Annotated in this window: 18 protein-coding genes; 12 read left to right on the top strand and 6 right to left on the bottom strand. The window is 74.3% G+C overall.

Going from position 1 to position 19,289, the window contains the following annotated elements:
* Positions 1–26 precede the first annotated feature (26 nt).
* Genes ACFPBZ_RS11595 through ACFPBZ_RS11610 form a run of 4 tightly spaced genes read left to right on the top strand, consistent with a single transcriptional unit; the run spans position 27 to position 5,466 of the window.
* The gene (locus tag ACFPBZ_RS11595; RefSeq protein ID WP_378036207.1) at positions 27–962 is read left to right on the top strand and encodes a sulfurtransferase; all 936 of its coding nucleotides are present in this window, start codon (positions 27–29) and stop codon (positions 960–962) included.
* A 33-nt stretch (positions 963–995) separates the two neighbouring features.
* Complete coding sequence (locus ACFPBZ_RS11600; RefSeq protein WP_378036208.1) at positions 996–2,162, top strand: acetoin utilization protein AcuC; 1,167 nt, start codon at positions 996–998, stop codon at positions 2,160–2,162.
* Between the two features lie 3 nt (positions 2,163–2,165).
* Positions 2,166–4,907, top strand: a complete 2,742-nt coding sequence (locus ACFPBZ_RS11605) for a bifunctional acetate--CoA ligase family protein/GNAT family N-acetyltransferase (protein ID WP_378036209.1) — start codon at positions 2,166–2,168, stop codon at positions 4,905–4,907.
* A gap of 55 nt (positions 4,908–4,962) precedes the next feature.
* Positions 4,963–5,466, top strand: a complete 504-nt coding sequence (locus tag ACFPBZ_RS11610) for a hypothetical protein (RefSeq protein WP_378036210.1) — start codon at positions 4,963–4,965, stop codon at positions 5,464–5,466.
* Between the two features lie 306 nt (positions 5,467–5,772).
* Here the strand turns inward: ACFPBZ_RS11610 and ACFPBZ_RS11615 are convergent, their stop codons facing one another.
* The 3 genes from ACFPBZ_RS11615 to ACFPBZ_RS11625 form a co-directional block, all read right to left on the bottom strand.
* Complete coding sequence (locus ACFPBZ_RS11615) at positions 5,773–6,816, bottom strand: sigma-70 family RNA polymerase sigma factor (RefSeq protein WP_378036211.1); 1,044 nt, start codon at positions 6,814–6,816, stop codon at positions 5,773–5,775.
* A gap of 157 nt (positions 6,817–6,973) precedes the next feature.
* A complete protein-coding gene (gene dtd / locus ACFPBZ_RS11620; RefSeq protein ID WP_378036212.1) occupies positions 6,974–7,408 on the bottom strand; it encodes a D-aminoacyl-tRNA deacylase in 435 nt (144 codons plus the stop codon).
* A complete protein-coding gene (locus tag ACFPBZ_RS11625) occupies positions 7,405–8,970 on the bottom strand; it encodes a DUF7782 domain-containing protein (protein WP_378036350.1) in 1,566 nt (521 codons plus the stop codon). The genes dtd and ACFPBZ_RS11625 overlap by 4 nt, the downstream gene beginning before the upstream one ends.
* Before the next feature lie 224 nt (positions 8,971–9,194).
* On the opposite strand from ACFPBZ_RS11625, the gene acs reads away from it, so the two are divergent.
* Positions 9,195–11,132 (top strand): acetate--CoA ligase, encoded by a 1,938-nt coding sequence (gene acs, locus ACFPBZ_RS11630; protein ID WP_378036213.1) that lies wholly within the window; start codon positions 9,195–9,197, stop codon positions 11,130–11,132.
* A gap of 107 nt (positions 11,133–11,239) precedes the next feature.
* Here acs and ACFPBZ_RS11635 read toward each other — a convergent pair whose 3' ends face one another.
* The gene (locus ACFPBZ_RS11635; protein WP_378036214.1) at positions 11,240–12,199 is read right to left on the bottom strand and encodes a lysophospholipid acyltransferase family protein; all 960 of its coding nucleotides are present in this window, start codon (positions 12,197–12,199) and stop codon (positions 11,240–11,242) included.
* A 438-nt stretch (positions 12,200–12,637) separates the two neighbouring features.
* Here ACFPBZ_RS11635 and ACFPBZ_RS11640 point away from each other — a divergent pair, with 438 nt between their 5' ends.
* From ACFPBZ_RS11640 to ACFPBZ_RS11650, 3 genes are read left to right on the top strand one after another with little or no spacing between them, the layout of a single operon-like run.
* Complete coding sequence (locus ACFPBZ_RS11640) at positions 12,638–13,981, top strand: class I SAM-dependent methyltransferase (protein ID WP_378036215.1); 1,344 nt, start codon at positions 12,638–12,640, stop codon at positions 13,979–13,981.
* On the top strand, positions 13,978–14,817 hold the full coding sequence (locus ACFPBZ_RS11645; RefSeq protein ID WP_378036216.1) for a DUF1295 domain-containing protein: 840 nt from the start codon (positions 13,978–13,980) through the stop codon (positions 14,815–14,817). Before ACFPBZ_RS11640 ends, ACFPBZ_RS11645 begins: the two co-directional genes overlap by 4 nt.
* 11 nt (positions 14,818–14,828) lie before the next feature.
* Entirely contained in the window at positions 14,829–15,236 is a 408-nt protein-coding gene (locus ACFPBZ_RS11650) for a TIGR03618 family F420-dependent PPOX class oxidoreductase (RefSeq protein ID WP_378036217.1), read from the top strand.
* Between the two features lie 47 nt (positions 15,237–15,283).
* On the opposite strand, the gene ACFPBZ_RS11655 is transcribed toward ACFPBZ_RS11650, so the two are convergent.
* Positions 15,284–15,736, bottom strand: a complete 453-nt coding sequence (locus ACFPBZ_RS11655; RefSeq protein WP_378036218.1) for a peroxiredoxin — start codon at positions 15,734–15,736, stop codon at positions 15,284–15,286.
* Positions 15,737–15,856: 120 nt separating this feature from the next.
* On the opposite strand from ACFPBZ_RS11655, the gene ACFPBZ_RS11660 reads away from it, so the two are divergent.
* A complete protein-coding gene (locus tag ACFPBZ_RS11660; RefSeq protein WP_378036219.1) occupies positions 15,857–16,198 on the top strand; it encodes an ArsR/SmtB family transcription factor in 342 nt (113 codons plus the stop codon).
* Entirely contained in the window at positions 16,198–16,827 is a 630-nt protein-coding gene (locus ACFPBZ_RS11665; RefSeq protein ID WP_378036220.1) for an SRPBCC family protein, read from the top strand. The genes ACFPBZ_RS11660 and ACFPBZ_RS11665 overlap by 1 nt, the downstream gene beginning before the upstream one ends.
* Here ACFPBZ_RS11665 and ACFPBZ_RS11670 read toward each other — a convergent pair.
* Positions 16,812–17,465, bottom strand: a complete 654-nt coding sequence (locus ACFPBZ_RS11670; protein WP_378036221.1) for an NUDIX hydrolase — start codon at positions 17,463–17,465, stop codon at positions 16,812–16,814. The genes ACFPBZ_RS11665 and ACFPBZ_RS11670 overlap by 16 nt on opposite strands.
* A gap of 65 nt (positions 17,466–17,530) precedes the next feature.
* On the opposite strand from ACFPBZ_RS11670, the gene ACFPBZ_RS11675 reads away from it, so the two are divergent.
* A complete protein-coding gene (locus ACFPBZ_RS11675; RefSeq protein ID WP_378036222.1) occupies positions 17,531–18,508 on the top strand; it encodes an ADP-ribosylglycohydrolase family protein in 978 nt (325 codons plus the stop codon).
* Positions 18,509–18,556: 48 nt separating this feature from the next.
* Entirely contained in the window at positions 18,557–19,264 is a 708-nt protein-coding gene (locus ACFPBZ_RS11680; protein WP_378036223.1) for an alpha/beta fold hydrolase, read from the top strand.
* The last annotated feature ends 25 nt before the right edge of the window (positions 19,265–19,289 follow it).

Here is a 19,289-nt window from a genome sequence, read left to right on the forward strand (position 1 = left end):
GCGGTCCGCACCGCCCGGAGGGCACGATGGGCGACGTGCCGAGTCCCGATGGTCCGCTCCTCGCCGCCGCCGACCTGCTCGCCGAGCTCTCCCACGGCCCCGCCGGCACCGAGGGACGGCCGGTGGTTCTCGACGTGCGCTGGCGGCTGACCCCACCGGCGAAGAAGCGGTCCCGGCGGCGTCCCGACCCGGTCGGCGAGCCCGACTTCGACGCGGGCCACGTCCCCGGGTCGGTCTTCGTCGACGTCGACTCCGAGCTCGCGGGCCCGCCCGGCCCGGCCGGCCGGCACCCGCTGCCCGACCCCGACGACCTGCAGACCACGATGCGCCGCGCCGGGATCACGCCGTCGAGCACGGTCGTCGTCTACGACGGCGCCGGGGCGGGCGACGGCATGGCCGCGGCCCGGGCCTGGTGGGTGCTGCGCTGGGCGGGCCTCGCCCCGGCGCAAGTGAGGGTGCTCGACGGCGGGTGGGAGGCCTGGACCGCCGCGGGCGGGGAGTCCTCGACGGTCTCCGGCGGCGCCCGCCGCCAGGGCGACGTCGACGTCGCCGGGGGCGCGATGCCCGTGCTCACCGCCGAGTCGGCGGCCTCCACCGCCCGCGACGGCTCGCTGGTCGACGCCCGGGCGCCCGAGCGCTTCCGCGGGGAGACCGAGCCCATCGACCCGGTCGCGGGCCACGTCCCGGGCGCGACCAACCTCCCCGCCGGCTCGCTGCTCGGCCCCGACGGCCGCTGGCGCCCGGCCGACGAGCTGGCCGAGGCGCTGCGCGGCGTGATCGGCGAGGCCGGCCCGGTCGGTGCCTACTGCGGGTCCGGGGTCAGCGCGACGATGCTCGTGCTCGCGGCCGAGATCGCCGGCGTCCGGCCGCCGGAGGACCCGGTGGGGCTCTACGTGGGCTCCTGGTCGAACTGGGTCGCCTCCAAGCGCCCGGTCGAGACGGGCCGACCCCCGACGGGCTGACCCCCGGCAGGGGGCATGGGTAGCGTCGGCGCCATGCGCGCCACGGTGGTCTGGGACGAGGCCCTGCTCGCCTACAAGCTCTCGGAGGACCATCCGCTGCACCCGGTGCGCCTCGACCTGACGATGCGCCTGGCCCGCAGCCTCGGCGTGCTCGAGGGGGTCGAGCCGCTGATCCCCGAGCCCGCGCCCGACGCGGAGCTCGAACGGGTGCACGTCGCGTCCTACCTGGCGGCGGTCCGCCGGGCCCCGCACGACGGCGACGACCCCGCCCACCAGCTCGGCACCGCCGACAACCCGATCTTCGAGGGGATGCACGACGCGTCGGCGCTCGTGGCGGGCGGCTCGATCGCGGCCGCCCGGGAGATCGCCGAGGGCCGCACCGACCGCGCGGTCAACCTCTCCGGCGGGCTGCACCACGCGATGCGCGACCACGCGTGGGGCTTCTGCGTCTACAACGACTGCGCCATCGCGATCAGCTGGCTGCTCGACCACGGCTACACCCGGATCGCCTACCTCGACACCGACGTCCACCACGGCGACGGCGTGCAGGCCGCCTTCCTCGACGACCCGCGCGTGATGACGATCTCGATGCACCAGCACCCGCGGACGCTCTGGCCCGGCACCGGGTTCGCCTCCGAGCTCGGCGAGGGCGCCGCCGCGGGCACCTCGATCAACCTGCCGCTGCCGCCCGGCACCCGCGACCCGGCGTGGCTGCGCGCCTTCCACGCCGTGGTCCCGAGCCTGCTGAACGCCTTCGAACCGCAGATCCTCGTCACGCAGAACGGCGCCGACACCCACCACGAGGACCCGCTCGCCGAGCTCTCCCTCACCGTCGACGGGCACCGCGCCATCTACCGGGCCTGTCGCGACCTCGCCGAGCAGTACGCCGGCGGCAAGTGGCTCGCGCTCGGCGGGGGCGGCTACAACCTGTTCCGGGGGGTGCCGCGCAGCTGGACCCACCTGCTCGCCACCGTGCTCGACCGCGACGTCGACCCCGACCGCACGATCCCCGCGGAGTGGACCTCGCACGCGGTCGGGCTGACCAACCGGCCGCTCCCCACGAGCATGACGGAGGACGCACCCACCGATTTCTCCCCGTGGGGCGGGTACACCGAGATCGATGTGGACCGATTCATCCTGGACACGCGCCGTTCCGTCTTCCCGCTGCACGGCCTCGAGCCGCAGAACGTGCTGGACTGACGTATGAGCGCCCCGCCCGACCAGGAGGCCACGAGCCTCGAGGCGGCGACCACGCCGGTCCTCGCGGTCCCCGACGCGCCGTACCCGCGCCACTGGGAGGCCGACGTCGTCGCGGCCGACGGCGTCACGGCGCACCTGCGGCCCATCACGCCCGACGACGCCGACGACGTCGTCGCCTTCCACGCGCGCCTGTCCGACCGGACCCGCTACTTCCGGTACTTCAGCCCCTACCCGACGATCCCGCCGCGCGACCTCAAGCGGTTCACCGAGGTCGACCAGCACGACTCCGTGGCGCTGGTCCTCTGGCTCGGGACCGAGATCATCGCGATCGGCCGCTACGTGCGGCTGGGGGCGGACGATCCGTCGGCGGAGGTCGCGTTCGTCGTCCGCGACGACCACCAGGGCCGCGGGCTGGGCTCGATCCTGCTCGAGCACCTGGCGGCGGCCGCCGAGGAGGTCGGGATCAGCCGGTTCGTGGCGGAGGTCCTCGCCGAGAACCGGGCGATGGTGCACACGTTCCGCCAGGCCGGGTACGACGTGACCCGCGCGCTCGACGGCTCGACCCTGCACCTCGAGTTCGACGTCGCGGCGACCGACCGCTCCACCGAGGTCCGGCGCTCCCGCGAGCAGGCCGCCGAGGCGCGCAGCGTCGCCAACGTGCTGCGTCCGCGCTCGGTCGCGGTGGTGGGCGCGTCGGCCGACCCGATGAAGCTCGGCCACGTGGTGCTGCGCAACCTGCTGGGCAGCGGCTTCACCGGCCCGGTCTACCCCGTGAACCCCGAGGCCCGGTCGGTGCGCGGGGTGCGGGCCTACCCGACGGTGCTCGACATCCCCGACGACGTCGACCTCGCCGTCCTCGCCGTCCCGCCCGAGGAGGTGGGCGGCGTCGTCGACGGCTGCCTCGCCAAGGGCGTGAAGGCCCTCGTCGTGGTGACCTCCGGGTTCGGTGAGACCGGCGAGGCCGGCCTCACCCGCCAGCGCGAGCTGGTGACCTCCGCGCGGGCCCGGGGCATGCGCGTCGTCGGGCCGAGCGCCCTGGGCGTGGTCAACCTCGACCCGGCGGTGCGCCTGAACGCCTCCCTGGCCCCGGAGCTGCCCCCGCCGGGGCGGGTCGGATTCTTCTGCCAGTCGGGGGCCCTGGGCATCCAGATCCTCGCGACCGCCGCGCAGCGCCGCCTCGGGCTCTCGACGTTCGTCTCCGCCGGCAACCGCGCCGACCTCTCCGGCAACGACCTCATGCAGTACTGGGACACCGACGCCTCCACCGACGTCGTGCTGCTCTACCTCGAGAGCTTCGGCAACCCCCGCAAGTTCGCCCGGGTCGCCCGGCGCCTCGCCCGCCGCAAGCCGGTGGTGGCGGTGGCCAGCGGCCGGCACGCCAGCGCGGGCCTCGCCGCCAGCACCTCCCCGCTGGAGGACGCCTCGGTCGCGGCCGTGTTCGACCAGTCCGGCGTGATCCGGGTGAACTCGGTCGACGAGCTCTTCGACGTCGCGCTCCTGCTCGCGAACCAGCCGCTGCCCGGCGGGCCGCGGATCGGCGTCGTCGGGAACTCCTCCGCCCTGGGCGTGCTGGCCGCGGACGTCGCCCTCGCGCACGGGATGCACCTGGCGTTCCCGCCGGTCGACGTCGGCGCCATGGCCGATCCCGCCGAGTTCGCCGACGCCGCCCTGCGCGCCCTCGAGGACGACGGCTGCGACGCGCTCGTCATCGTCTTCTCCCCGCCCGTGGCCACCGACGGCGCCGCCCACGCCGACGCGCTCGCCGAGGTGGTCACCAGCGCCGACAAGCCCGTGGTGACGACCTTCCTGGCCTCGTCCGGCGTGCCCGAGCACCTCGTGGTGCCCTCTGAGCACGGCGGGCCGGACGTGCCCGCCCGGGGCAGCGTGCCCTCCTACCCGTCACCCGAGCGGGCGGTGGGGGCGCTGGCGCGGGTGGTGCGCTACACCCAGTGGCTGTCGCGCCCGGTGGGCGACTTCGTCGTCCCGCCCGGCTGCGATCTGCAGGCCGCCCGGGAGTACGTCGACTCCTTCGGGCACCTCGACACCGCGCTGGTCCTCGACGAGGTCCAGGGCGCGGAGCTCCTGCGCCGCGTCGGCATCCACGTCGCGCCGTTCCGGCGGGCGGGTTCGGCCGACGAGGCGGTCGCGGCCGCGAGGGAGCTGCGCACGGGCGACGGGGGCGACGCGGGCGCGCCGGTCGTGATGAAGACCGTGAACCGCACCTGGCGGCACCGCAGCGACCTCGCCGGGGTGCGCACGGGTCTGTCCGACGACGAGGCGGTGTCGTCGGCCTACCAGCAGCTGACCCAGCTCTCCGGCTGGCCGGAGGTCGACGTGCAGGCCCAGGTGCCGCCCGGGTCGCCCGTGGTGGTGGAGGTGCGCGACGACCCGTCGTTCGGGTCGCTGGTGTCCTTCGGGCTCGCCGGCGTGGTGACCGAGCTGCTCGGCGACCGGGCCTACCGGGCCACCCCGCTCTCGACGATGGACGCGTACACGCTGGTCCGGGCCCCGCGCGCGGCGCCCCTGCTCGACGGGTACCGGGGGACCCGGCCGATGGACCTCGGCGCGCTGGAGGACCTGCTGCTGCGGGTCGGCCAGCTCGCCGACCGGGTGCCGGAGCTGCGCTCGCTCACGCTCGACCCGATCCTCGTCGCCGAGCGCGGCGTGCACCCCACCGCCGTCCGCGCGGTGCTCGGGCCGCCGCCCGGGCCGCGCGACACCGGGCCCCGGCGACTCGGGGCGTAACCGTCCGTGTGAGGTGACGGGGGAGAGACCGCCCCCGGGCGCACAATGCCCGACGATGCGCGCCGCCGGAACGATCGCCCTGCTGTCCCTCGTCGTGCTGCTCGCCGCGGGCTGCGGCTCCGGCAGCGGACCCACCCCGCCGTCCCCCACGCCACCGTCCCCGTCGGCGGCCACGCCCCCGACCGTGCCGACCGGGGCACCACCCGGCGGGACGTCGACCCCGCCGGTGCCGGTCGACCCGCTCGTGGCCGACCCGCCGCCCGGGACCACCGCCCTCGACCCCGCCCGCGTCACCACGGCCGGTCTCCCGGCCGGCTTCCCGACGCTGGTGTGGACGCGCGGGGCCCGGACCCTGGGGGTCTACGGGCGCGCGGGGGGTTGCACCGAGGCGTCGGCGGCCCTGGTGGGGGAGACGGCCGAGGAGGTGACGGTGCGGGTCACGCAGACCACCACCTCGCCGGGGCCGTGCACCCGGGAGCTCCGCTACCCGGTGCTCGAGGTGCCGCTCGCGGCCGACCTGGGGCAGCGGCGCGTGGTGCTCACCGGGGAGCAGCGCTAGGAGGGGCCGAGAAAAGTCGAGAGACCGGGTCGGCCTGTGGCCGTCCCGGTCTCTCGGGGCAGACGACCGTCCTGGTCGCCGAGTTTGATGTCCGCGGTACCGCCGTTCCGGCGTGCCCCGCGTCACAACGAGCATGCCCCCCTACGAACGGGGGGGTCAAGCGGCCGGTCGGGCGGGCCGAACGGGCGGGTGCCGAGCGACCGTCACGCACCGCCACGTCGGTCGACCTCTCGACGGTCGACCGACGGCGGCGGGTGGATCAGCTCGCGACAGCCCTGGCTCGGGCAGCCCTAGCTCGCGGCAGCCCTAGCTCGCGGCGTACGCCTTGAGCCGGCGGGCGCGGTCGCCCTCGCGGAGCTTCGACATGACCTCGCGCTCGATCTGGCGGACGCGCTCGCGGGAGAGCCCGAAGCGCTTGCCGATCTGGTCGAGCGTGCGCGGCTGGCCGTCGTCGAGGCCGTACCGCAGGCGGATCACGTTCTGCTCGCGCTCGTCGAGCGTCGCGATGACCCGGCGCATGTCGTCGTGCAGCAGGCCGGAGATGACCGTCGACTCGGCGTCGGTGGCCTCGGCGTCCTCGATGAAGTCCCCGAGCGGGGCCTCCTCCTCGGACCCGACCGGCATGTCCAGGCTCACCGGGTCGCGGCTGTGGTCGAGCAGGTCGGACACCTTCTCCGGCGTCAGGCCCGACTCCTCGGCCAGCTCCTCGTTCGTGGCCTCACGACCGAGGGTCTGGTGCAGGTCGCGCTTGATGCGCGCCAGCTTGTTGACCTGCTCGACCAGGTGGACGGGCAGGCGGATGGTGCGGGCCTGGTCGGCCATGCCACGGGTGATCGCCTGACGGATCCACCACGTGGCATAGGTCGAGAACTTGAAGCCCTTGGCGTAGTCGAACTTCTCCACGGCCCGGATGAGGCCGAGGTTGCCCTCCTGGATCAGGTCAAGCAGCGGCATCCCGCGGCCGGTGTAGCGCTTGGCCAGCGAGACGACCAGGCGCAGGTTCGCCTCGAGCAGGTGGGCGCGGGCCCGGCGGCCGTCGCGCTGCACCATGCGCAGGCTCGTCGCCCGTCCGGCGTCGAGGGTGTCGTCGGTCTCCAGGATGTGCGCCGCGTAGACACCGGCCTCGATGCGCTTCGCGAGCTCCACCTCGTCGGCGGCCGTCAGGAGCGCGGTCTTTCCGATACCGTTGAGGTACACACGAACGAGGTCGGCAGCGGGGCTCTGGGCATCGAGATCGCTCTGGATCTCGGCCTCGGTCTGCAGCGCGGTCTCGGAGGGGACGTCAGGGTTCGACTCGGGCAGGACGGCCTCGGCGTCGCGAGACTGCTGCGGAACGAGTGTCGCCGTCATGATTCCTCCCTGCGCAGCGCTTGTCTGGCGCGCCGCGTCACATGGTCGAACGCGCTGGATGCCGCGATCGTTCCCGCGGAGGCGCTGACCCCCGGATAACCGCTTGTGACGGTGCTGACCCGTGGTCCGGGCCACCGGTGTGGCCCGTGTCCACCGGTCAGACCTCGACGATCACCGTGAACGGACCGTCGTTGACCGACTCGACGGCCATGTCCGCCCCGAACGCCCCGGTCGCCACCGTGGCCCCACGCTCGCGCAGGGCGTCGACCACCGCGTCGACCACCCGCTCGGCCTCCGGGCCGGGGGCGGCGGCCGACCACGAGGGCCGTCGCCCCTTGCGGGTGTCGCCGTGGAGCGTGAACTGGCTGACGACGAGCAGGCCCGCGCCGGTGTCGGCGCAGGACTGCTCCTCGCGGAGGATCCTCAGCTCGTACAGCTTGCGGGCCATCGTCGCCACCGCGTCGCCGCCGCGGGCGGGATCGTCGCGGTGCACCCCGAGCAGGACGAGCAGCCCCGGGGCGTCGAGGGCGCCGACCGTCTCGTCCGCCACCACCACCCGCGCCGAGCGGACCCGCGCGACGACCGCCCTCACAGAGCGACCGTGGGCCGGGGGACCACGAGCCCGTGCAGGTAGAGCTCCCGCACCACCGGCAGGGCCGCGGCGGTGAGCTCGTCGACGTCGCGGTTGTGCCCGACGGCGAGCAGCTCCAGCAGGTCGCGCAGCGGCAGGTGCCCGCGGCAGCCGGCCATCAGGGCCTCACCGGCCTCGTCGAGGTCGTGGCGCCACTGCGGGCCGTCCAGGCGCACCAGCGTGCCCCCGATCCGCTGCCAGCCGTCGTCGGAGTCCTCCGGCGGGGCGGGCGTGAACCCGCGCTCCAGGGCCGTGGTCGGCGGCAGCACCAGCGGCTCGTCGAGCAGGTCGTGCGTGCGCAGCCACGCCACGCGGTCGAGCCACGCCTCGATCTCCGGGCCCAGGGGGTCGCCGAGCGCCTGACGCATGTCCTCGCACACGACGACGCCCGGCTCGCCCTCGGCGGTCCGGCGCAGCGTCACGAACCCGAAGCCGATCCCGACGACGTCGTGCTCGGCGAAGTAGTCGAGCCAGGCCCTCGAGCGCGCCCGGCCCGCGGGGGAGGCCGGGTCGACGCCGGCGTCGCGCAGCCAGGTGCCCACGTGCAGGGCCGGGTCGGCCACGTCGCGCTGCACCACCCACGCGTCGAGCCCGCCGGGCCCGGCGGCGCGCACCGCGTCGGCGAGCCAGCGCCGCGGGCGGGCCGCCCAGCCGAGGTCCGCCTCCAGGTCGGCCCCGGTGATCAACCAGGACGCGAGCAGCTGGCCGACCCCGCCGGTCGTCAGGAACCCCGGGAGCTCGGCCACCAGCAGGGCCGACGCGCCGTCGCCGCCGAGCCCGCCGTCGCGGTAGACGTGCTCGACCTCCGGCGGCCCGGGGACGAACGGCGGGTTGCAGACGATCTGGTCGAACCGGCGCCCCGCGACCGGCTCCCACCACGGGCCGGTGCGCACCTCGACGTCGACACCGGAGACCGCGAACGTCGCCCGGGCCAGCGTGTTCGCCCGCTCGGAGACGTCGGTGGCCGTGAGCGTCGCCGCGTGGCCCGACGCGTGCAGCGTCTGCACCCCGCAGCCCGCCCCCAGGTCGAGCAGCGTGGCCACGGGGCGGCGCACCACCGCCCGGGCCAGCGACATCGAGGCCGCCCCGGTGCCGAGCACGTGGTCGTGGGTCTTGGCCGGGCCCGCGTCGAGGTCGGAGAACACCCACCAGGAGCCGTGCTCGTCGGCGTGGGGCCGTAGGTCGAGCGCGGCCGCGAACCCGCCGGGGGACCGGCGGAGCAGGCCGGCGTCCACCAGCTCGTCGGTCGTCAGGGGCGCGAGCGCGGCCGCGAGCTCGTCGTCGGCGGCCTCGTCGTCGAGCAGGAACACCCGCACCAGGACCCCGAAGGCGTCCGGGCCGAGGAGGCGCCGCACGGGCTCGGTCTCCCCGCGGTCGAGGGCGGCCCCGGCCTCCGCGCCGAAGGCCTCCGCGACGCCGTCCACGGTGAAGCCCGCGCGCCGCAGGGGCTCGGCGAGCCGGGCGGCGAGAGCGGGCAGGCGGTCGTCGGGAAGATCGTCGGGCACGCGGCCGGCGGGCGGGATCACGCGCCCATCCTCCCGTCGGGATCGATCCAAGCCGGACACCGTCACTGTGACGGGTTGCACTCGGGCGCGATCGGGAACTCGCCCGTCCGGAGAGAGGGGACCCTGACGCGCCGATCGTGACAGGGTTGCTCCTCCGGGGTCGTCGGTGACGCGAGGCACATCGACGTGGTGAGCGCGGCGGCCCCGCAGGACCACGAACGTCGAGGAACCGGAGGCCACGGATGTCGGACCAAGGCTCGAGCCAGGGCAACCAGTACCCCCCGGACCCCGAGCTGGCGAAGACCGCCAATGTCCGCCCCGAGATGAAGGACCAGGGACTCGAGGAGTTCTGGGACAACCAGGCCAAGGACAAGATCAGCTGGTTCGAGGACTACGACCAGGTACTCGAGTGGAACCTGCCGTACGCGAAGTGGTTCGTCGGCGGGAAGCTCAACGCCTGCTACAACGCCGTCGACCGCCACGTGGAGAACGGCCAGGGCGACAAGGTCGCGCTGCACGTCGTCCCGGACGACGGCCCCGACTCCGACCAGGCGCACGACATCACGTTCGCGCAGCTCCAGGAGCAGGTCGTCACGTTCGCCAACGGGCTCAAGAAGCTCGGGGTGGGCAAGGGCGTCCCGGTCGGCATCTACATGCAGATGATCCCGCAGGCCGTCGTCGCGATGCTGGCCTGCGCCCGGCTCGGCGCCCCGCACACCGTCGTCTTCGGCGGGTTCAGCGGCAAGGCCGTGGCCGAGCGGTGCAACGACCTCGAGTGCAAGGTCCTCATCACCCAGGACCAGGCGCTGCGCGGCGGCAAGTCCGCCGACCAGAAGACCAACGCCGACGAGGGCCTGGACGCGGGCCCCACGACGGTCGAGAAGGTCGTCGTCGTCAAGCGCACCGGCGCCGACATCCCGATGAGCGACCGGGACGTCTACCTCGACGACCTCGTCGACGGCGAGTCCGGCGACGCCGAGAGCTGCCCGTGCGAGCCCATGGAGTCCGAGGACCTGCTGTTCCTCCTCTACACCTCCGGCTCCACCGGCAAGCCCAAGGGCGTCGTCCACACCACCGGCGGCTACCTCGTCGGCGTCGCGACCACCCACAACCTGGTCTTCGACGTCAAGGACGACTCGGTCTACTGGTGCGCCGCCGACATCGGCTGGATCACCGGGCACAGCTACATCACCTACGGTCCGCTGGTGAACGGCTGCACCTCGGTGCTCTACGAGGGCGTGCCCGGCTACCCGGACAAGGAGGTGTGGTGGAAGATCGTCGAGAAGTACAAGGTCTCGATCCTCTACACCTCGCCCACCGCGATCCGCTCGCACATGAAGTGGGGCGAGGAGCACGCGCAGGCGCACGACCTCTCGTCCATCAAGATCCTGGGCAGTGTCGGTGAGCCGATCAACCCCGAGGTCTGGGAGTGGTACCGGGAGTACGTCGGCGGCGGCAAGGCGCCGATCATGGACACCTGGTGGCAGACCGAGACCGGGCACATCCTGATCACCCCGCTGCCGGGCATCACGACGATGAAGCCGGGCTCCGCCCAGCAGCCCTTCCCGGGCGTGCTGCCGGAGATCCGCGACGACGAGGGCAACAAGCTCGACGTCGAGCAGACCGGCAACCTCGTCCTCACCGCTCCGTGGCCCGGCATGATGCGCGGGCTCTACAAGGACGACGAGCGCTTCCGCGAGACCTACTGGTCGAAGTACTCCGACGCCTACTTCGCGGGCGACGGGGCCAAGTACGACGCCGACGGCGACATCATGCTGATGGGCCGGCTCGACGACGTCGTCAACGTGTCGGGCCACCGGCTCTCGACCTTCGAGGTGGAGAGCGCCCTGGTGGAGCACGACGACGTGGCCGAGGCCGCCGTCGCCGCGCGCAAGGACCCCGACACCGGCCAGGCGATCGTCGCCTTCGTGTCGCTCAAGGGCGACAAGCAGGGCACCGAGGAGCTGGAGCAGGCGCTGCGCGAGCAGGTGGCGCAGTCGATCGGGAAGCTGGCCCGCCCGGCGACCGTGATCTTCGCCCCCGACCTGCCCAAGACGCGGTCGGGCAAGATCATGCGCCGTCTGCTGAAGAACCTCGCCGAGGGCGAGGAGCTCGGCGACACCTCCACGCTGGTCGACCCGTCCGTGGTCGACGAGATGAAGAAGCAGATCGACGGCTGATCGCGGCAAGAGAGACGCTGTGGCAGCGCTCGTTCCTCGCGCTGCCACAGCGTTCTCGCCGCGCTCCGGTGGTCACCTCGTCGGTAGCCACCGGAGCGTCCGTCGTCCTACTCCGGGAGGGCCGGGGGAGCCTCGCCGCGCAGGATCGCGAGCTCCTCGGTCACCCGGCGCATGATCCGGTCGGTCGCCTCCTGCAGGGCCTTGCGCTGCCCCTGCTTCCCGACGAGGTCCGACAGGTCGACCGCCTCGCCCGCCAGCACCCGCAGGGTCGCCCGCGGGACCAGCCGGCCCACCTTCGCGGCCGGCGGGAGCAGGTGGTTCGACCCCCACTGGCCCACCGGGATCAGGGGCGCGCCGGTGGCCAGCGCCATCCGCGCGACGCCGGTGTGGGCCTTCTGCGGCCAGCCGTCGGAGTGCGCGGGGAACCCGCCCTCCGGGTACACGACGATGCACTCGCCGCGCTTCACGCCCTCCACCGCCGCGCGGTAGGCCTCGATGCCCGAGGCCTTGCGGTCGACCGGGATGTGCCGGCCGCCCCGCAACGGCGACCCGATGATCTTCATGTCCCACAGCTCGGACATCGCGAGGAACCGCGGCACGCGTCCCTGGGCCATGCAGTAGGAGACCAGGACGATCGGGTCGACGTGCGAGAGGTGGTTCACCGCCAGCAGCACCCCGCCCTCCTTCGGCACGTGCCGCCCGCCGCGGAAGTCCCAGCGCGCCACGGCCATGAGCACGGGCCACAGCAGCTCGATCGCGAAGCCGTACCCGAAGCCCCGGTCGGTGCGGGGGATCAGCAGCCAGATCAGCAGCTTGCGCCAGAGCCGCATTGCCCGGCCCGGCGGACGCGCGTCGTGGCCCTGCGCGAGGCGCCGCACCGTCGGGTGGGCGCGGGGCGCGGGGTGGTCGGAGGCCTTCGCGGCGGTCTCAGCCGCCCGCCCGCCGGAGCCCGCCTCGGGGGCCTGCCTCGGGGCCTCCCTCGGGGCGGGCGGCGGGGCGGCGAGGGGGGACGGGCCGTCGTCGGGCACCGCGGCGTCGTCGCGGGGGGAGCCGTGCGCGGAGGACATGCCCCGGATCATGGACCCTCGTCCTCCGCCCCCGCACGAGTAGTTCCCCCGGGTGCGTTCCCGCCCGCGAGGGCCGTCGGCGTTGCGCCGCGCACACGGAGGGGCGGGTCGAGGTGGGATGCCGCCGGCGTTGCGCCCCGCAACGGGATTGCGGACAGGGCGCGTCCGGTCCAGCCGTGTGCGTCCCGCACACGGTCGAGCCGGGCCCAGATGTGTGGCCACTCCCTCGCCGACGTCGGACCGGTCGAGGGAGTCCCCACGCACCTGGTCGAGCCCCTCCCGCGGGCGTGGCGACTCCCTCGGGTCGGGGCGCGGTGCGCAGGGTCCGACGGCCGTCGTGCCCGGGACCACTCCCGGGCGCCGAACCGACGGGCGCCGCGCCGCGATCATCCGGGACGAGAGCGCCCTCCCGGAGCGGCGCGGGACCGTGGAGGACACATGGCAGGGGCGGCACAGCGGGTGGTCGGCGCGGCGGGCGCGTTCGTGGACGGGACGCTGCCCGTGCGCATCCGGGCCTGGGACGGCAGCGAGGCCGGGGCACCCGCCGGGTCGGGTGCCCCCGTCGTCGTGCTGAACCACCGGCGGGCCCTGCGGCGCCTGCTCTGGCAGCCCGGCGAGATGGGGCTCGCGCACGCCTACGTCTCGGGCGACCTCGACGTCGACGGCGACCTCGGCGAAGGACTCACCGCGATGTGGGGTCTCGTCCGGGACGGGGCGATCCGCCCCCGCCGCCCCCGGGCCGGGGAACTGCCGGGCCTCGTCGGGACGGCCGTGCGTCTCGGCCTCGTCGGACCGAGGCCGGCGGCGCCGCCCGAGGCGATCCGCCTCCCGCGCTTCGCGCGCCTGCACTCCAAGCTGCGCGACCGCGCCGTCATCGCGCACCACTACGACGCCGGCAACGACTTCTACGAGCTGATCCTCGACGAGAACATGGCGTACTCGTCGGGCTACTGGACCGACCTCGCTGCGCCGGTGACCGAGGCGAACCTCGTCGCCGCCCAGGACGCCAAGCTCGACATGATCTGCCGCAAGCTCGGCCTCGGGCCCGACTCGACGCTGCTCGACGTCGGCTGCGGCTGGGGCTCGCTGCCGATCCACGCCGCGAAGCACTTCGGGGCGCAGGTGCGCGGCGTGACTATCGCGACCGAGCAGCGCGACCACATCAACCAGCGGATCCGCGCCGAGGGCCTGGCCGGCAAGGTGCAGGTCGACCTCGTGGACTACCGGGACATCCCCACGCAGATCGAGGAGTACGGCTCCTTCGACGCGGTGTCGAGCATCGAGATGGGCGAGCACGTCGGCGACGGGAACTACCCGACGTTCGCCTCGATCCTGTTCGGCGCCCTGCACCCCGGCGGGCGGGCGCTCGTGCAGCAGATGTCGCGGCGCCCCGGCGACCATCCCGGCGGCGGCGCGTTCATCGAGACCTACGTGACCCCCGACATGGTCATGCGTCCGGTCGGCGACACCCTCACCCTGCTCCAGCAGGCTGGCCTCGAGGTCCGCGACGTCCACGTGATGCGGGAGCACTACGTGCCCACCTGCCGCGCGTGGATCGCGACCCTCGAGGCGAACTGGGACCGCGCGGTGGCGCTGGCGGGGGAGCGGGGCGCCCGGATGTGGCGGCTCTACCTCGTCGGCGCGGCCCTCGCGTTCGAGGAGAACCGGATGGGCGTCGACCAGATCCTGCTCACCCGGCCCACGGCGACGGGGCGCTCCGGGATGCCGGCGACGCGGGCCTCGTTCGAGCCCGCCGCCGTGTCCGAGGCCGCGGGCGCATGAGCTCCGCCGGCGTCGGGTTCGACTGGGCGGCCGCCGGCATCCTGCTGGCGGTCGCCGTCGTGGTGATCGTCGGGACGTTCGCGGTCACACTGGTCGTCGCGCGGGCGGCGGGGAAGCACAGCGTCGTCGACGTGACGTGGGGCCTCGGGTTCGTGCTCGTCGCGGTGGCGGCCTACGTGACCTCCGGGCTGCTGGGCGTCGGGAACGACGTCGTGCGGCTCGTCGCCCTGGTGCTGCCGGTGGTCTGGGGGCTCCGGCTCGCGATCCACATCGGCCGGCGCAACCACGGGGCGGGGGAGGACCCGCGCTACGCCGCGATGCTGGGGGACGACCACCCGCCCGGTGCGATCACCGCCCACGTGCTGCGCAAGGTCTACCTGCCGCAGACGGTCGTCATGATCGTCGTCGTGCTGCCGGTGCTCGCGGCGATGGTCCGGGCCTCGACGGTCACCGCGGTCGTCGTGATCGGCGCCGTGGTGTGGCTCGTCGGGTTCGTGTTCGAGTCGGTCGGCGACGCGCAGCTCGCGCGGTTCAAGGCGAGGCCGGAGAACAAGGGCAAGGTCCTCGACACCGGGCTCTGGCGCTACACCCGGCACCCGAACTACTTCGGCGACGCCTGCGTGTGGTGGGGCATCTTCCTGGTCGCGGCGGGGCACCCGGCCGGGCTGGTCACGGTCGTCGGGCCGGTGCTGATGAGCTACCTGCTCGTCAACGTCACCGGCAAGGAGCTGACCGAGAAGTCGATGTCCGGGCGGCCCGGCTACGCCGAGTACGTCCGGCGGACCTCCGGTTTCCTCCCCCTGCCGCCCGGCTCCGCGCCCGCCCGCGCCACCTAGAGGAGACCCCCGTGTCCGTACCGCTCCCCGACGGCCTCGTCGAGCTGCTGCGCCGCCCCGCGCCCTGCTTCATCGCGACCCTCATGCCCGACGGCTCGCCCCAGATGACCGAGACCTGGGTGGACACGGACGGCGAGCGCATCGTCGTGAACGTCATCGACGGAATGCAGAAGTCGCGCAACATCGCGCGCGACCCGAGGGTGGCGGTGAACATCGCCGACCCCGACGACCCGTCGCGCTACTACGGGGTGCGCGGGCGCGTCGTGGAGTCGACGACCGAGGGCGGCGCCGAGCACATCGAGGAGCTGGCGCAGAAGTACCTCGGCCGACCCTACCCGAACTTCTCCGGCCGCCCCGAGACGCGGCGCATCTTCCGCATCGCCGCCGACTCGATCAACCATGTGCCGTGGGGCTCGTGAGCAGTGATCCGTGTCCGGGCACGGATGACTGCTCACGAGACCGTAGGTCACCTCTTGCGTAGCACCGCGAGCGCCGAGTCGGCGTGCTCGTCGAACTTCATCTCGCTCGAGATCACCTCGAGGACCGTGCGGTCGGTGTCGATGACGAACGTCTTGCGCTTGATCGGCAGGGCCGGGAGCCACGAGCGCTTCGCGTCGAACTGCTTCGCGACGACGCCCTTCGGGTCCGAGAGCAGCGGGTAGTCGAAGGAGTTGTTCTGCGAGAAGGTGTGCTGCTTCTCCACCGAGTCGGCGCTGATGCCCACGCGCTGCGCGCCGACCTCGTCGAACTCCTTCGCCAGGTCGCGGAAGTGGCAGCTCTCCTGCGTGCACCCGCCCGACGACGCCAACGGGTAGAAGAACAGCACCACCGGCCCGTGGGTGAGGAGCTCCGAGAGCGTCCGGGTGGTCCCGGAGTCGTCGGCGAGCGAGAAGTCGGGCGCGGTGTCTCCGGCCTTCATGTGCGAGGTCCCTTCGGTGTCGGGGCTGATCGACGCGCGTTCGGGCAGCGGTCGGCCCCGGTTCGACGAGGCCCGGGGTTAAGCTTGCGCTGATATTAGTCAGTGGTGATACTCGTCGCCGTGCACGCCTTCGACGTCCTCGGCGACCCGGTCCGACGCCGCGTCCTCGAGCTGCTCGCCGACGGAGAGCGCACGGCCGGCGGCGTCGGCGAGGTGGTGTCGGCGGAGTTCGGGATCTCCCAGCCCGCCGTGAGCCAGCACCTGAAGGTCCTGCGCGAGCACGGCTTCGTCGACGTCCGCCCGCAGGGTGCGCGCCGGCTCTACGCCGTGCGCGCGGAGCCGTTCGCGGAGCTCGACGACTGGCTCGGGCGGTTTCGGCGGTTCTGGACCCCGCGCCTCGACGCCCTGGCCACCGAGATCGCCCGCGGGAAGAAGTCCCGCCGAACCGAGGAGGACCCCTGATGGACGTGCAGCGCGAGGTCGACGCGACCCGGCGTGAGGTCGAGATGCGGCTCGACGGCCCGGAGGGCGAGCAGCGCGTCGTCGCCCGGATCGCGCGGACCTACCCCACCGACGTCAAGGACCTCTTCGAGGCCTGCACCGACGCCGACCGGATCGCCCGCTGGTTCGCCCCGGTGACGGGCGAGCTGCGCCTCGGCGGGCAGTACCAGATCGAGGGGAACGCCGGCGGGACCATCACGGCCTGCGAGCCGCCCCACGCCTTCGACGCCACGTGGGAGTTCGGCGGGCAGGTCAGCTGGATCGCGGTCCGGTTCACCCCCGACGGCGAGCACGCCCGGTTCGAGCTCACCCACACCGCGGGGGTCGACCCGGAGTTCTGGGAGACCTACGGGCCCGGCGCGGTCGGCATCGGCTGGGACCTCGGCCTGCTCGGCCTCGCCGCGCACCTCGGCAGCGGCGTCGGGGTCTCCCCGGCGGAGGCGGAGGCTTGGTCGGTCTCGCCGGAGGGCAAGGCGTTCATCGCGGCGACCGGGCACGGCTGGGCCGCGGCGAGCGTGGCCGCCGGGATGGAGCCCGACGACGCCGCGGCCCGCGCCGAGCGGACGATCGCCTTCTACACCGGCGGCTGACCGGGTTCGCCGGCCCGGCGGAACAGGCGGGCGGGCTTCCCGACGACGCCCGTGCGCAGTCCGCCGGTCGGCTCCAGGTCGCCGAGCACGTGTCGGCGGAAGGTGTCCTTGGGCAGGGGGCCGCCGGCCACGGCCTCGTGCAGTCCCTGCAGCTCGGCCAGGGTGAACTCGGCGCCCAGCAGCCCGGCGGGGTCGGGCGACCCCCGGTGACGGGCCCGGACGTGCTCGGCCGCGGCGGCGACCATCGCGCCGTGGTCGAAGGCGAGCGTCGGGCAGGTGTCGACGGCGGCGGTCTCGGTCCCCGTCGGTAGGACGCCCCGGTCGACGAGGTCGACGTGGGCGATCGCGAGCACCCGGCCGCGGTCGTCGCGGTGGGGGTCGTCGAACACGCGCAGCTGCTCGGGGGAGCGGCCGGTCACCTCGAGGTGGTCGCGCAGGGCGCGCAGGGCGGCGTCGGCCAGGCGCTCGTCGATCCGCACGAACGTGCCGGGCAGGGCGAGCTCGCCGGTGGCGTGGCCCTCGCGGCGGTGCAGGGCGACGTGGAGCGTCCCGTCGACGACCGTCAGCAGGGCGACGTCGACCGCCACGGAGGGGTGCGGGTAGTCCGCGAGGCTCCGGCCGGTCTCGTCGCGCCACACGCTCGACACGTTAGCGCAGTCGTGCTCTTATTGGTTGGCGCACATCTGAGCTAACAGGAGGCGACGTGTCGCTCGAGGGATGGACGGACCGGGTCGTCGGGACGCTGCAGGGCGGGGCGGTGGGGGACGCGCTCGGCGTGCCCTACGAGTTCGGCGTCCGCACCCTGGACGGCGAGCCGGAGATGGTCGGTGGCGGGCTGGGCGACTACGCGCCCGGCCAGTGGAGCGACGACACCGAGATGGCGTCGGTCATCGCCCAGGTGGCCGCGACGGGGGCGGACCTCCGCAGCGACGAGGCCCTGGACGCCGTCGCCGACGGGTTCGTCGGGTGGTATCAGCAGGGGCCCGCGGACGTGGGGACTCAGACCGCGTCGGTACTGAGCGGACAGCAGCCGGGGCCGGGATCGGCCGACCGGCTCCGCCGGCGCGCCCTCGAGGTGCACCGGCGGACCGGGCGCAGCGGGGGCAACGGGTCGCTGATGCGGACGGGGCCCGTCGCCCTCGCCCACCTCGGGGACCCCGCGGCCGTCGCCGAGGCCGCCGAGGCGGTGAGCGCGCTGACCCACTGGGACCCGGAGGCGGGCGAGGCCTGCGCGATCTGGTGCCTGGCCGTCGAGGCGGCGGTCGTGACGGGGGAGGGCGACGTCACCGCCCGGATGCACCACCTGCGCGACGACTCCTCCCGCCGCTGGATCCCCCGCCTCGAGGAGGCGGCCCGGCTCGGGCCGGGGGCCTACGCGTCGAGCAACGGCTGGGTGGTCGCCGCGCTGCAGGGCGCGTGGGCGGCGGTGAGTGGCACGGCGTCGGCCGAGGAGGGCCTGATCGCGGCCGTGCGGGGCGGCGGGGACACCGACACGGTCGCCGCGATCGCCGGGGCGCTGCTCGGCGCGCGGTACGGCGGGGTGTCGCTGCGCGCGGTCTGGCGCGACGCGATCCACGGCTGGCCGGGCCTCGACGGGAACGACCTCGCGCACCTCGCGGCGACGATCGCGCGGCACGCGACGACCCGGGCGGACGACCGGGGAGCTCCCGGACGGAGGTGAGCGGGACCTCAGCGCACGAGCCGGTCACGGCATCGTCGGGACGGGAACATGGACGGGGTGACGCTGCCTCGTCTGGAACCCTCCACCCCGCACGGCGACGGGCACGCCGGCGTCGTCCTCGTCCTGCACGGCGGACGGCCCGACGGGCACGACGCCGCCGGCGGGTTCCTCCTCTCCCACGTGCGGATGGTGCCGTTCGGCCAGGCGATCGCCCGGGCCGGCGCCCGCCGCGGCGTGGAGACGGCGCTGCTGCGCTACCGGGTCCGCGGCTGGAACGCCCCCGACCTCGACCCGGTCGTCGACGCCCGCTGGGCCCTCGACGACGTCCGGCGTCGGCACGGCGACGACGTGCGGATCGTGCTGGTCGGGCACTCGATGGGCGCCCGGGCGGCGCTGCGGGTGGGCGGGGACGAGAACGTGGTCGGCGTGGCGGCGCTGGCGCCGTGGCTCGGTCCCGACGAACCTTGGCGCCACCTCGCGGGGCAGACCCTCCTCATCGCCCACGGGGACCGCGAGCGGATGACCGACCCGCGCGCCTCGCTGGCCTTCGCCCGCCAGGTGTCCTCGATCAGCGACCGGGTGGCGCGCTTCGACGTGCACGGCGACGGCCACGCGATGCTGCGCCGGGCCCGCGACTGGCACCGCGTGACCACCCGGTTCTCCCTGGCCGCACTGGGCCTCGAACCGTTCGAACCCGCGGTGGCGAACGCGATGGCGGCCGGCTCCCCGAGGGGGCTGTCCGTCCCGCTGAGCTGACCCCACGCTCGGCCGTGCCCGAGGA

The organism is Actinomycetospora atypica (assembly GCF_042653685.1).
In the GTDB taxonomy this organism is placed as follows: Bacteria; Actinomycetota; Actinomycetes; order Mycobacteriales; family Pseudonocardiaceae; genus Actinomycetospora; species Actinomycetospora atypica.